Raw genomic sequence first — 12484 nt, 5'->3', positions numbered from 1 at the left:
AGCGTCGCCGGCAATCGCAAGTTTCAATCGCCGAAACCTTGAATGCGCGGGCGGGCGGGCCTATATTGAAATCCCATTTCGTGAAGGAAGTTCTGAGCGAAATCAGGTGGCCGCATATATTGCGAGCCAGATAGGGCAGAACGCGCAGTCCGTGCAGACCACGGCAGAGTCGCATTTGCGTTGCTCGAGGCGCAACCGATACCGCCAAAGAGCCCGCCGCCCGAAGGCGCCCGCGTGCGCATGAAAAAAGGCCTTCATCTGGCGATGAAGGCCTTTTACTTTGGGGGCGGCCGGCTAGGCACGCCCGGTTAGGGGCGGCCGGCTAGGCACGCCCGGTTAGGGGCGGCCGGCAAGGTACGCCCGGTTAGGGGCGGCCGATTAGGCACGCCCGGTTAGATGCACCCGGCGACGCGCGAAACGCGCGTGCGTTACTTCGCCTTCGCGCCCGGCTCCGTCACGAAGCCGAGCTTCGTCAGGCCGCCGGCCTGCGCATCCGACATCACTTCGGCCACATGCTCGTATGCAACCTTGCGGTCCGCACGCAGGTGCAACTCCGGCTGCGGCGTACGTTTCGCCGCTTCCGCGATGCGCGCCTGCAGTTGTTCGCGCGTGACGGTGTGGTCGTCCCACAGGATCGTGCCGTCGCCCTGGATCGCGACGTCGACCGTCTGCGGCTTTTCGTCGACGGGTTGGCTGCTGGCGTGCGGCAGGTCGATCTTCACCGCATGCTGCATCGCCGGGATCGTCACGAGGAAAATGATCAGGAGTACGAGCATAACGTCGACGAGCGGCGTCATGTTGATCTCGCTCATCACGGCATCGTCGTCATCGTCGCTGAAACCGGTGTTCATTGCCATGGTTCACCCCGTCTCAGCTGGCGCGCGTCGCGAGACGCAGGCCGTCGCGCGTCGACGACGATGCGAGGCTCGCGCCCGTCACGAAGTACGCGTGCAGGCCGTGCGCGAAGCGGCGCAGCTTGCTGACGATACCCTTGTTCGCGCGGGTCAGTGCGTTGTAGCCGAGCACGGCCGGGATCGCGACGAACAGGCCGAAGGCCGTCATGATCAGCGATTCGCCGACCGGGCCCGCGACCTGGTCGATCGACGTCTGGCCGGTTGCGCCGATCACGAGCAGCGCGTGGTAGATCCCCCAGACCGTGCCGAACAGGCCGACGAACGGTGCCGTGCTGCCGATCGACGCGAGGATCGCGAGACCGCTCTGCATGCGCGAGATGCCTTCGTCCATCGTGTCCTTCAGGCAGCGCGTGACCCAGTCCGACACGTCCATGCGGTCGTGCAGGTGCGGTTGCGTCTGGTGATGGTGATCGGCGGCTTCCTTGCCCGACAGCGCGAGCGCGAGGAACGGGTTGTCGTTGGGCGTCGATGCGGCGAGGCCGAGCTTCTTGATGCCGTCGTCGAAATTGTCCGAATGCCAGAACGCCTGTTCGGCGTTCTTCGTGAGGCGGTTCAGGCGAATCACGTTCCAGCCCTTGATGACGATCACGATCCACGACAGGATCGACATCACGAGCAGCGTGATCGCAATGGCGCGCGTGACGAAATCACCTTGCGCCCAGACGTGCGCGATACCGTAGCTTTGCATTTTTTTGTTTCCTTTGAATCTTCCGGATGAGGCAGGTTAGTCGGTGAGCCCGAAGCTGTAGGGCTGTGTGCGGGCGGCGCGGATCGCCTGGCCGTTCTCGATGTACGGACGGCAGGTGGTCGAACGCATCGCGTCGAGTGCGGCATCGTCGAGGCGCGGGTAGCCGCTGCTCTTCTGCAGATCGATACTTTCGATCTTGCCGGTTACGCCGACGACGAAGTGAACATAGGCCGTACCCGATTCGCCGCGGCGGCGCGACATCGACGGGTAGTCAGGCTTCACGAAGTTGCATTGGAGCGTCGGCACGTTCTTCGGCGCGCTGACTTGCATCGTCTCGCGAGCCGGGCCGGGCGTGGCGGCCGGTGCTGCTGGCGCGGGCGCGGCGGGAGCGGGCGTCGGATCGGCGGCTGCCGGCGCGGGTGTCGGCGACGGGGCCGGCGATTGTGCAACTGGCTGAGGTGTCGGCTTTGCCGCTTTCGGCACCGGTTTCGGCTCGACCTTCGGCTTCACGCGCGGCACCGGCTTCGGCGGCGCGGGCTGCGGGATCGATTCGGCGGCGACCTGCTGGGCGATCGGTGCGGGCGTGATGAGCTGCGCGGTGATCGACTGGACCTCGACCGATTTCGGCGGCAGCGCGTTGCGATGGAGCCAGGCGGCCGTCAGCATGATCGCGTGTGCGGCAAGCACACCGACCGCGACGACGATCACTCGGGGATTCATACGTGGTGCAGCCGGCAAGACGCCGGCAGGAGCGGAATGCGAAGCCTGCATGTTAGCTTGAAAGAACGATGCCGCACCCGGGGCGCGGCGGGTGAATCGGCATCACTTGCGGAAGATCAGCAGCGAGATGCAAACGGTGGTCACGAATCCGATCAGCAATTCCATCACAGGCTCCTTGGCAGGTAAGCCGCTGGCTCGCGCAGACGGTGGCTTGCTGACGGTCAAAACAAAAAATGCGGCCGGGGCCGCATGCGCACACTCGGCGCCGGTCAGGCGGCCTTGCGTTCGTAGAACGTGACCGGGATCGGGTGAGCGTGATGCTCGACACCGCACCGGCTCGCGCAGACGCCTTGCTCGGCCATGAGGTCGCGTACGGACTCCTCGCACTTGCCGCAGCACGTGGCCACGCCGAGCTCGAACTGGAGTTCATCGAAAGAATTGACGCCCTCTGCGAGGGACGCGCGAATCTTGCGATCGGAAACAGACTTGCACACGCAGACGATCATGATGAGTTGCGATAGCTAACGTTAATGCGAATTATTATCATTAATTTTGCGGGCGTTGACAAGCCTGGGTCGGGCTTTTTTTAAGGTCATCGGACCCTTGAAACGGCGTGGGCGGCGAAGCCGCGTCGGGAGAGGGCGTGCCGGCCCGCGTCAGGCGGTCGCGCAGGCGCGCGCGTTCGGCGAGGAAATGGTGACGGATTCGACCGGCGCATCGAGGCCGAGCAGCGTCGACGCGAGCACTTGCAGTTGCCGGCCGTCGCTGGTCGAGCAGAAGCGGGGCGTCGCCGCGTGCGTGTCGGCCGGCGCGCGCAGGTTGCGCTCGTCGAGAATCCGCATGAGCTGGCGCGCGATTGCGTCGCTGGTGTCGACGATCGTCAGGCGGTCGCCCACAAGGTCACGAATCGTTTCCATGAAGAACGGGTAATGCGTGCAGCCGAGTACGAGTGTATCGGCGCCGTCGTCGAGCATCGGCTGCAGGTAACTGTCGAGCAACGCGCGCAATGCGGGCGAATTCGTATCACCGCGCTCGATGGCCTCGACGAGCCCGTGGCCGGGCTGGCAGATGAAGCGGCGGCCGGCGCCGTAGCGGTCGAGCAGTGCCTGGAAGCGCGGGCTGTTCAGTGTCGACTGCGTGGCGAGGACACCCGCGACGCCGCTCGCGGACACGGCGGCGGCCGGCTTGATGCCCGGCTCGACGCCGACGAGCGGCATCGACAGGTGTTCGCGAATCGCGGCGATCGCGCGTGCGGTCGCGGTGTTGCAGGCGATGACGAGCGCTTTCGCCCCTTCACGGGCCAGCCACTCGCCGATTGCCAGCGTCCGTTCCGTAATGAATGCCTCATCGCGCGGACCATACGGTGCGTGGTGCGAATCGGCGACATAGATGAACGATTCGTCGGGCAACTGCGCGCGCACGGCGCGCAGCACCGACAGGCCACCCAGCCCTGAATCGAAGATGCCGATGGGGGCCACGGTGGTGGCCGTCGCAGCGATAACGGAAGGTGTCGACATGAACGGGCTGGAGGCGATGGCGGGAAGGGCGGGGCTGAGCTTACTCCGGCGAACCCATCATCGTTTGCTGGTAGTTCTGCAGGCCGACCTTGCCGATCAGGTCGATCTGCGTTTCCAGCCAGTCGATGTGCTCTTCGGTGTCGTCGAGGATCTTTTCGAAGATCTCGCGCGACACATAGTCGCGAACCGATTCGCAGTAGGCGATCGCTTCCTTGCACGTGGCCTGCGAGATCTGCTCGAGCTTCAGGTCGCACTTCAGGATTTCTTCGGTCTCTTCGCCGACGAGCAGCTTGTGCAGGTCCTGCAGGTTCGGCAGGCCGTCGAGCATGAACACGCGCTCGATCAGCCAGTCGGCGTGCTTCATTTCGCCGATCGACTCGTCGTACTCGTGCTTGCCGAGCTTGTCGAGGCCCCAGTGCTTGTACATGCGCGCATGCAGGAAGTACTGGTTGATCGCCGTGAGTTCATTCTTCAGTTGGGCGTTCAGATATTCGATGACTTTCTTGTCGCCTTGCATGGCTGTTCCTTGTTCAGTGGGGCTTCAGAAACCGAACGATAATCGCTCGAACGAGAAAAGCCAAGCCTCGAAGCCTTGCCGGGCCTGCCTTTTGCGTGTAATGAGAATCAGCCTTGAATAACCGGCCGCACACGATAACGAGAACGGGAAGCAAAAAGGCCGGACTCCTGTCCGGCCTTTCGTGCGATCGCGCTTAAGCTGTTGCGACCGGGATCTTGCCGATCTTCGCCTGCCACTCCTTCGGACCGGTCTGGTGCACCGACGTGCCCGACGAATCGACGGCGACCGTCACCGGCATGTCCTGCACGTCGAACTCGTAGATCGCTTCCATGCCGAGGTCTTCGAACGCGAGCACCTTCGCGCCGCGGATCGCCTTCGACACGAGGTAGGCCGCGCCGCCGACCGCCATCAGGTAGGCCGCCTTGTGCTTCTTGATCGCGTCGATCGCGACCGGGCCGCGCTCGGCCTTGCCGACCATCGAGATCAGGCCCGTTTGCGCGAGCATCGTCTCGGTGAACTTGTCCATGCGCGTGGCCGTCGTCGGGCCGGCCGGGCCGACCACCTCGTCGCGCACCGGATCGACCGGGCCGACGTAGTAGATCACGCGGTTCGTGAAGTCGACCGGCAGCTTCTCGCCCTTCGCGAGCATGTCGGCGATGCGCTTGTGCGCAGCGTCGCGGCCGGTGAGCATCTTGCCCGACAGCAGCAGCGTCTGACCCGGCGCCCAGCTCGCGACCTCTTCCGGCGTCAGCGTGTTCAGGTCGACGCGCTTGCTGGTTTCCGTGTTCGGTTCCCACTGGACCTTCGGCCAGGCGTCGAGCGACGGCGCTTCAAGCTTGGCCGGGCCCGAGCCGTCGAGCACGAAGTGCGCGTGGCGCGTGGCCGCGCAGTTCGGGATCAGCGCGACCGGCTTCGACGCGGCGTGCGTCGGTGCGGCCATGATCTTCACGTCGAGCACGGTCGCCAGGCCGCCGAGGCCCTGCGCGCCGATGCCGAGCGCGTTGACCTTTTCGTGCAGCTCGACGCGCAGTTCCTCGACCCAGTCCTTCGGACCGCGCGCGATGATTTCCTGGATGTCGATCGGCTCCATCAGCGATTCCTTCGCCATCAGCATCGCCTTCTCGGCGGTGCCGCCGATGCCGATCCCGAGCATGCCGGGCGGGCACCAGCCCGCGCCCATCGTCGGGACCGTCTTCAGCACCCAGTCGACGATCGAGTCGGACGGGTTCAGCATCACGAACTTCGACTTGTTCTCCGAGCCGCCGCCCTTCGCCGCGACCTGCACGTCGACCTTGTCGCCCGGCACGATCTCGTAGTGGATCACGGCGGGCGTGTTGTCCTTCGTGTTCTTGCGGCCGCCTTCGGGCGGGTTGACGATCGACGCGCGCAGCACGTTGTCCGGGTGCGTGTAACCGCGGCGCACGCCTTCGTTGATCATGTCGGTGAGGCCCATCGTCGCGCCGTCCCAGCGCACGTCCATGCCGACCTTCACGAAGATCGTGACGATGCCGGTGTCCTGGCAGATCGGGCGCTTGCCTTCCGCGCACATGCGGCTGTTCGTGAGGATCTGCGCGATCGCGTCCTTCGCGGCCGGGCTCTCTTCCAGCTCGTACGCGCGGCCGAGTGCCTGGATGTAGTCGAGCGGATGGTAGTAGCTGATGTACTGCAGCGAATCCGCGATGCTCTGGATCAGGTCTTCCTGTTTGATGACGGTCATGGCTGAGACTCTGTGAGGACTGTGGGGAATGCGTTTATGCGTTGACGGCTGCTTCGGCCGGCTTGCGGGACGCTGCCACGGCGGGCGCATGCGTCTCGTGGAAATGGGCGGGATGCGTGTGGGTCGTCAGGCGGTCGACCCACGCCATCACGAGTGCGGACACGAGGAACGACACGTGGATGATCACCTGCCACATGATCGCGTGCGTCGTGTGCTGGTCGGGGTTGATGAAGGTCTTCAGCAGGTGGATCGACGAAATGCTGATCAGCGCCATCGACAGCTTGACCTTCAGCACGCCCGCGTTCACGTGGTCGAGCCATTCGGGCTCGTCGGGGTGGCCCTCGATGCCGAGGCGCGACACGAACGTTTCGTAACCGCCGACGATCACCATGATCAGCAGGTTCGAGATCATCACCACGTCGATCAGGCCGAGTACCGCGAGCATCACGCTGACTTCGTCGAGGCCGGCCGCATGCGACAGCAGATGCCAGACTTCCTTCAGGAACAGGAACACGTAGACGGCCTGCGCGACGATCAAGCCCAGGTAAAGCGGAACCTGGAGCCAGCGGCTCATGAAAATCAGGGCGGGAAGCGGGCGAAGCGGGCGACGGGCAGGGTGGCCGGGCGAATGCGGGGCGGACATGGTGGCGGTGCGGGCGCGGTGCGCAGGTATCGGGGGTAATCTTGAAAAGGCGCGCTATTGTAACGCGTCGGCCGGCGCGACTGCAGCGACGCGCCGGCGCGGCTGGGGACCGATCAGGATGCGGCCGCCGGCAAGCGTTTCACGCGCAGGCTCGCGAGCACGATGCCGGTGACGACGCACGCGAGTGCGATGCCGTGCGCCAGCGTCGGGCGCTCGCCGAGGAACGCGATCCCGTACGCGGCGGCGGCGATCGGCAGCACCGCGCTGAACACGCCGGCGAGGCTGCCCGGCACGTGCCGGATGCCCTTCATCCACAGCCAGAACGAGAAGATGCTGGCCGACAGCCCGTACCAGACGACGAGCGCCCACGTGCCGGTGGGCACGCTCGCGTAATCGAAGTGCCACAGCGCCGTCGCGCCGAGCGGCAGCATCAGGAACAGGCCGAACAGGTGCGTGTACGCGCAGATGTCGATCGGCGCGAGCGTCTGCGTGAGCCGGCGCGACAGGATCACGTAGATCGATTCGCAGCACACCGCGCCGAGGATCAGCAGGTTGCCGGTCAGCGAGCCGGATGCGTCGCCGTGCGCGGCCGCGCTGCCGTTGGCGAGGTTGATCGTCACGACGCCGGCGATCGCGAGCGCGATCGACACGAGCGCACGGCCGTTCGGTTTTTCACGCAGGATCAGCCACGCGAACAGCGCGACGATCGCCGGGATCGTGCTCGTAATGACGCCGGCCGCCACCGCGCTCGTGCGCTGCACGCCGTTGAGCATCAGCAGCGTGAACATGAAGGTGCCGAAGAACGCCTGCAGGAACAGGTTCAACCATTCGCCGCGCTTGACCTTGCGCATCTTCACGGGGCTGAACAGCGGCCACAGCACGGCGATCGCGATCACGAAGCGCAGCGTGGCGAGGATGGCGACGGGAACGAATGCAACGATGGATTTACCGATACCGACGTTGCTGCCGACGAACAGCATCGACAGGATGAGAAAGAGGGCGTAGCGGTTCAAGCTGGAATCCGGGGGGCGAGTTCAGTTAGGATTGTAGGGTCGCGGTCGTTACAGCGTAAAGCGCCGCCCGGCGTGCGAAACGGCCATGCCGCGTAAGTGACGGGTAAGTTGGAGCGCTTATCGTGGAAACTGCCGCGCCGCACGTTCATCGTCGCGTGACGTGGTGCGGTGCAACATCGCGCGCAGCCTTCGCGGCCGCGTGCGGGTGGGTGGGAGACAGCGGCGCACAGGCGCCGGCCAAGACGCGCGGCGCGCACGATCGCGCCGCCATGCAGAGGATTCATGTTCACCAAGGGGTAGTCGATGTCTGCGATTGAATCGGTTCTTCACGAAACCCGCCAGTTTGCGCCGCCCGCGGCGCTCGAGCAGGCGGCGACCATTTCCGGCCTGCCGGCCTATCGCGCGCTCGCCGCCGAGGCCGAGCGCGATTTCGAAGGCTTCTGGGCGCGTCTCGCGCGCGAGGGCCTCGCGTGGCACAAGCCGTTCACGAACGTGCTCGACGAGAGCAACGCGCCGTTCTACAAGTGGTTCGACGACGGCGAGCTGAACGCGTCGTACAACTGCCTCGACCGTCACGTCGAAGCCGGCAACGGCGAGCGCGTCGCGGTGATCTTCGAGGCCGACGACGGCACCGTCACGCGCGTCACCTATGCGGATCTGCTGGCACGCGTGTCGCGCTTCGCGAACGCGCTGAAGAAACGCGGGATCGGCAAGGGCGATCGCGTCGTCATCTATATCCCGATGTCGATCGAAGGCATCGTCGCGATGCAGGCCTGCGCGCGCATCGGCGCGACGCACTCGGTCGTGTTCGGCGGCTTCTCCGCGAAATCGCTGAACGAGCGGCTCGTCGACGTCGGCGCGGTCGCGCTCATCACGGCCGACGAGCAGGCGCGCGGCGGCAAGACGCTGCCGCTCAAGAGCATCGCCGACGAGGCGATCGCGCTGGGCGGCTGCGAAGCGGTGAAGAGCGTGATCGTCTATCGCCGCACCGGCGGCAAGATCGACTGGCATGCAGGCCGCGACCTGTGGATGCATGAACTGGCGGACGGCGAGTCGGATCGCTGCGAGCCGGAATGGGTCGGCGCCGAGCATCCGCTGTTCATCCTGTATACGTCGGGCTCGACCGGCAAGCCGAAGGGCGTGCAGCACAGCACCGGCGGCTACCTGCTGTGGGCCGCGCAGACGATGAAGTGGACCTTCGACTGGAAGCCGACCGACGTGTTCTGGTGCACGGCCGACATCGGCTGGGTCACCGGTCACACGTACATCACGTACGGCCCGCTCGCGTGCGGCGGCACGCAGGTCGTGTTCGAAGGCGTGCCGACCTATCCGGACGCCGGCCGTTTCTGGAAGATGATCGGCGATCACAAGGTCAGCGTGTTCTACACCGCGCCGACCGCGATCCGTTCGCTGATCAAGGCCGCCGAAGCCGACGACAAGGTGCATCCGAAGAGCTACGACCTGTCGAGCCTGCGCATCATCGGCACGGTCGGCGAACCGATCAATCCGGAAGCATGGATGTGGTATCACAAGCACGTCGGCCAGGAGCGCTGCCCGATCGTCGATACGTGGTGGCAGACCGAGACGGGTGGCCACATGATCACGCCGCTGCCGGGCGCAACACCGACCGTGCCCGGTTCGTGCACGCTGCCGCTGCCGGGCATCATGGCCGCGGTGGTCGACGAAACCGGCCAGGACGTGCCGAACGGTCAAGGCGGCATCCTCGTCGTCAAGCGTCCGTGGCCGGCGATGATCCGCACGATCTGGGGCGACCCGGAGCGCTTCAAGAAGAGCTATTACCCGGAAGAGCTCGGCGGCACGCTCTATCTCGCCGGCGACGGCACCGTGCGCGACAAGGACACCGGCTACTTCACGATCATGGGCCGGATCGACGACGTGCTAAACGTGTCGGGCCACCGGCTCGGCACGATGGAGATCGAGTCGGCGCTGGTGTCGCACGAGCTCGTTGCCGAGGCGGCCGTGGTCGGCCGGCCGGACGACACGACGGGCGAGGCCGTGGTCGCGTTCGTCGTGCTGAAGCGTTCGCGTCCGGAAGGCGAAGAGGCGGCGGCACTTGCCAAGACGCTGCGCGACTGGGTCGGCAAGCAGATCGGGCCGATCGCGAAGCCGAAGGACATCCGCTTCGGCGACAACCTGCCGAAGACGCGCTCGGGCAAGATCATGCGCCGCCTGCTGCGCTCGCTCGCGAAGGGCGAGGCGATCACGCAGGACACGTCCACGCTCGAGAACCCGGCCATCCTCGATCAGCTCGCCGAAGTGCGCTGATCTCACCTGTCGTGCGCCACGCGCGCATGAGCCCCTGCGCGGCAATCCCGATTGTCCGCGCAGGGGCTTTTTGCTACATAACGGCATGACCGTTCCGACCCGTCCGGCGCCGGCCGCGCCGCCGCCCGTTCCCGAACCGCTCGCGCGTGCCCACGCGCGCTACTGGCGTTTCAATGTCGCGTTGATCGCGGTGCTGATGGCGATCGGCTTCTCGGTGTCGTTCATCGTGCCGTTCTTCGGGCCCGCGCTCGCCGGGGTCCGGTTCGCCGGCTTCAGCCTGCCGTTCTATGTCGGCGCGCAGGGCGCGATTCTCGTGTATCTCGTGCTGATCGTCGTCTACATCGGGCTGATGCAACGCGCGGACCGCACGCTGCGCCGCGCGTACGACGACCATGCGGCGCGCAGCGGCAATGCGCACGGCGGGTGCTGATTCATGCTGACGCATCGACTGATACGCGCATACGCGCTCTACACGCTGGGTTTTCTCGGGTTCGTGCTGCTGATGTGGCGGATCGAGCGCGCGACCGGCTCCGGTGTCTGGATCGGCTACGTGTTCCTGTTCGTGCCGATCGCCGTGTATGCGGTGATCGGGCTGCTGTCGCGCACGTCCGATCTCGTCGAGTACTACGTGGCCGGGCGGCGCGTGCCGTCGGCGTTCAACGGGATGGCGACGGCGGCCGACTGGCTGTCGGCCGCGTCGTTCATCGGCCTGGCCGGATCGCTCTACTCAACCGGCTACGACGCGCTGGCGTACGTGATGGGCTGGACGGGCGGATTCTGCCTCGTCGCGTTCCTGCTCGCACCTTATGTGCGCAAGCTCGCGCGCTACACGATTCCCGACTTTCTCGGCACGCGCTTCTCGAGCACGGCCGTGCGTGCGCTGGCGGCCGGCGCGGCGATCCTGTGTTCGTTCGTGTACCTGGTCGCGCAGATCCAGGGGATCGGCTTGATCGCGACGCGCTTCATCGGCGTCGATTTCGCGATCGGCATCTTCTGCGGGCTCGCGGGCATTCTCGTGTGTTCGTTTCTCGGCGGGATGCGCGCGGTCACGTGGACGCAGGTCGCGCAGTACATCATCCTGATCAGCGCGATCCTGATTCCGGTGTCGCTGATCGCGATGAAGAACGGGCTCGGCCCCGTGCCGCAGTTCAATTACGGCAAGCTGATGGAGCGCGTCGCGGCGCGCGAGGCGCAGGTGCGCGATGCGGCGGACGAGCAGCAGGTGCGCGATGCGTACCGACGGCAAGCCGCGGACATCCAGACGCGGCTCGACCGGTTGCCGGCGTCCTATGCGGACGCGCGCCGGCATCTCGTCGACCAGCTTGCCGACTTGCGGCGCCATAACGGGCCGCTGCGCGAGATCAGCCAGCGCGAGCGCGAACTGGCCGACTTCCCGCGCGATCCGGCGGCGGCGCGCGTCGCGTGGACGCAGGCGCGCGACGACATGCTGGCGCGTGCCGAGCCGCCTGTGCCGATGCACGAACCGTTTCCCGCCGCGAGCGACGACGAACGCAAGCCGCGCGAACGGAATTTCCTCGCGCTGCTGCTGTGCCTGTCGCTCGGCACCGCGAGCCTGCCGCACATCCTGACGCGCTACAACACGACCACGTCGGTCGCGTCGGCGCGGCGCTCGGTCGGCTGGACGCTGTTCTTCATCGCGCTGTTCTACCTGAGCGTGCCGGTGCTCGCGGTGCTGATCAAGTACGAGATCCTGGCGAACCTCGTCGGGCGGCCGTTCGCCGAATTGCCGGCGTGGGTCACGCAATGGCACCACTTCGAACCCGACCTGATCAGCGTCGTCGAGGTGATTCGCGACGGCATCGTGCACTGGTCGGAAATCCAGATGCAGCCGGACATGGTCGTGCTGGCCGCGCCGGAGATCGCGGGGCTCCCGTATGTCGTGTCGGGGCTGATCGCAGCCGGTGCGCTTGCCGCCGCGCTGTCGACTGCGGACGGGCTGCTGCTGACGATCGCGAACGCGCTGTCGCACGACGTTTATTACTGCATGGTCGCGCCGGATGCATCGAGCCAGCGGCGCGTGACGATCTCGAAGGTGCTGCTGCTCGGTGTCGCGCTGTTCGCGTCGTATGTCGCGTCGCTCAATACGGGGAAGATTTTGTTTCTCGTCGGCGCGGCGTTCTCGCTGGCGGCATCGAGCTTCTTTCCGGTGCTCGTGCTCGGCGTGTTCTGGAAGCGCACGACGACGCGCGGCGCGATCGCCGGGATGGTGACGGGGCTCGCGGTGTGCGTGTACTACATCGTGTCGACCTATCCGTACTTCACGCAGTTGACGGGGTTCGCGGGGCGCACGTGGTTCGGGATCGAGCCGATCAGTTCGGGCGTGTTCGGCGTGCCGGCGGGGTTTGCGGTGGCGATCGTGGTGAGTCTGTGCGATCGGCGGCCGGATGAGTACACGCGGGCGTTGGTGGATTACATTCGGCATCCGTGACGCGGGAGGCGGGCGGATGT

General features: G+C 65.8%; 12 protein-coding genes. 3 read left to right on the top strand and 9 right to left on the bottom strand.

All coding sequences use genetic code 11. From position 1 onward, the window contains the following. Window positions 1-428: 428 nt before the first annotated feature. The 9 genes from R9B84_RS11610 to R9B84_RS11570 form a co-directional block, all read right to left on the bottom strand. On the bottom strand, window positions 429-857 hold the full coding sequence (locus R9B84_RS11610; RefSeq protein WP_006478310.1) for an ExbD/TolR family protein: 429 nt from the start codon (window positions 855-857) through the stop codon (window positions 429-431). Between the two features lie 13 nt (window positions 858-870). Next, window positions 871-1602: a MotA/TolQ/ExbB proton channel family protein gene (locus tag R9B84_RS11605; protein WP_423758073.1), complete on the bottom strand. Its 732-nt coding sequence runs from the start codon at window positions 1600-1602 to the stop codon at window positions 871-873. Between the two features lie 36 nt (window positions 1603-1638). Continuing rightward, on the bottom strand, window positions 1639-2373 hold the full coding sequence (locus tag R9B84_RS11600; RefSeq protein WP_047898569.1) for an energy transducer TonB: 735 nt from the start codon (window positions 2371-2373) through the stop codon (window positions 1639-1641). Between the two features lie 218 nt (window positions 2374-2591). Next, window positions 2592-2828, bottom strand: a complete 237-nt coding sequence (locus R9B84_RS11595; protein ID WP_039370093.1) for a (2Fe-2S)-binding protein — start codon at window positions 2826-2828, stop codon at window positions 2592-2594. Between the two features lie 150 nt (window positions 2829-2978). Beyond that, window positions 2979-3839, bottom strand: coding sequence for a glutamate racemase (gene murI, locus R9B84_RS11590; protein WP_423758072.1), 861 nt, complete (start codon window positions 3837-3839; stop codon window positions 2979-2981). A gap of 40 nt (window positions 3840-3879) precedes the next feature. Beyond that, window positions 3880-4356: a bacterioferritin gene (gene bfr / locus R9B84_RS11585; protein ID WP_014896551.1), complete on the bottom strand. Its 477-nt coding sequence runs from the start codon at window positions 4354-4356 to the stop codon at window positions 3880-3882. A gap of 193 nt (window positions 4357-4549) precedes the next feature. Next, complete coding sequence (locus R9B84_RS11580; protein WP_423758071.1) at window positions 4550-6073, bottom strand: fumarate hydratase; 1524 nt, start codon at window positions 6071-6073, stop codon at window positions 4550-4552. Window positions 6074-6107: 34 nt separating this feature from the next. Continuing rightward, entirely contained in the window at window positions 6108-6716 is a 609-nt protein-coding gene (locus tag R9B84_RS11575) for a TIGR00645 family protein (protein WP_423758070.1), read from the bottom strand. Window positions 6717-6829: 113 nt separating this feature from the next. Next, window positions 6830-7729, bottom strand: a complete 900-nt coding sequence (locus R9B84_RS11570) for a DMT family transporter (protein WP_423758069.1) — start codon at window positions 7727-7729, stop codon at window positions 6830-6832. Between the two features lie 303 nt (window positions 7730-8032). Here R9B84_RS11570 and acs point away from each other — a divergent pair, with 303 nt between their 5' ends. The 3 genes from acs to R9B84_RS11555 all read left to right on the top strand — a co-directional run bounded on the left by acs (window position 8033) and on the right by R9B84_RS11555 (window position 12464). Then, the gene (acs, locus tag R9B84_RS11565; RefSeq protein WP_423758068.1) at window positions 8033-10015 is read left to right on the top strand and encodes an acetate--CoA ligase; all 1983 of its coding nucleotides are present in this window, start codon (window positions 8033-8035) and stop codon (window positions 10013-10015) included. Window positions 10016-10100: 85 nt separating this feature from the next. After that, window positions 10101-10445, top strand: coding sequence for a DUF4212 domain-containing protein (locus R9B84_RS11560; protein WP_423758067.1), 345 nt, complete (start codon window positions 10101-10103; stop codon window positions 10443-10445). A 3-nt stretch (window positions 10446-10448) separates the two neighbouring features. Beyond that, a complete protein-coding gene (locus tag R9B84_RS11555; protein WP_065499556.1) occupies window positions 10449-12464 on the top strand; it encodes a sodium:solute symporter family protein in 2016 nt (671 codons plus the stop codon). Window positions 12465-12484 lie beyond the last annotated feature (20 nt).

The organism is Burkholderia sp. NLJ2 (genome assembly GCF_049487195.1).
Classification (GTDB): domain Bacteria; phylum Pseudomonadota; class Gammaproteobacteria; order Burkholderiales; family Burkholderiaceae; genus Burkholderia; species Burkholderia pyrrocinia.
Note: the sequence above shows the minus strand (reverse complement) of the source record. Positions and strands in the feature narration are given on the sequence as shown.

What these genes read in the sequence shown, in the direction of transcription:
- R9B84_RS11555 (WP_065499556.1), top strand. Translation starts at nt 10,449, where the DNA reads ATGCTGACGCATCGACTGATACGCGCATACGCGCTCTACACGCTGGGT.
- bfr (WP_014896551.1), bottom strand. Translation starts at nt 4,356, where the DNA reads ATGCAAGGCGACAAGAAAGTCATCGAATATCTGAACGCCCAACTGAAG.
- R9B84_RS11595 (WP_039370093.1), bottom strand. Translation starts at nt 2,828, where the DNA reads ATGATCGTCTGCGTGTGCAAGTCTGTTTCCGATCGCAAGATTCGCGCG.
- R9B84_RS11560 (WP_423758067.1), top strand. Translation starts at nt 10,101, where the DNA reads ATGACCGTTCCGACCCGTCCGGCGCCGGCCGCGCCGCCGCCCGTTCCC.
- murI (WP_423758072.1), bottom strand. Translation starts at nt 3,839, where the DNA reads ATGTCGACACCTTCCGTTATCGCTGCGACGGCCACCACCGTGGCCCCC.
- acs (WP_423758068.1), top strand. Translation starts at nt 8,033, where the DNA reads ATGTCTGCGATTGAATCGGTTCTTCACGAAACCCGCCAGTTTGCGCCG.
- R9B84_RS11600 (WP_047898569.1), bottom strand. Translation starts at nt 2,373, where the DNA reads ATGCAGGCTTCGCATTCCGCTCCTGCCGGCGTCTTGCCGGCTGCACCA.
- R9B84_RS11610 (WP_006478310.1), bottom strand. Translation starts at nt 857, where the DNA reads ATGGCAATGAACACCGGTTTCAGCGACGATGACGACGATGCCGTGATG.
- R9B84_RS11605 (WP_423758073.1), bottom strand. Translation starts at nt 1,602, where the DNA reads ATGCAAAGCTACGGTATCGCGCACGTCTGGGCGCAAGGTGATTTCGTC.
- R9B84_RS11580 (WP_423758071.1), bottom strand. Translation starts at nt 6,073, where the DNA reads ATGACCGTCATCAAACAGGAAGACCTGATCCAGAGCATCGCGGATTCG.
- R9B84_RS11575 (WP_423758070.1), bottom strand. Translation starts at nt 6,716, where the DNA reads ATGTCCGCCCCGCATTCGCCCGGCCACCCTGCCCGTCGCCCGCTTCGC.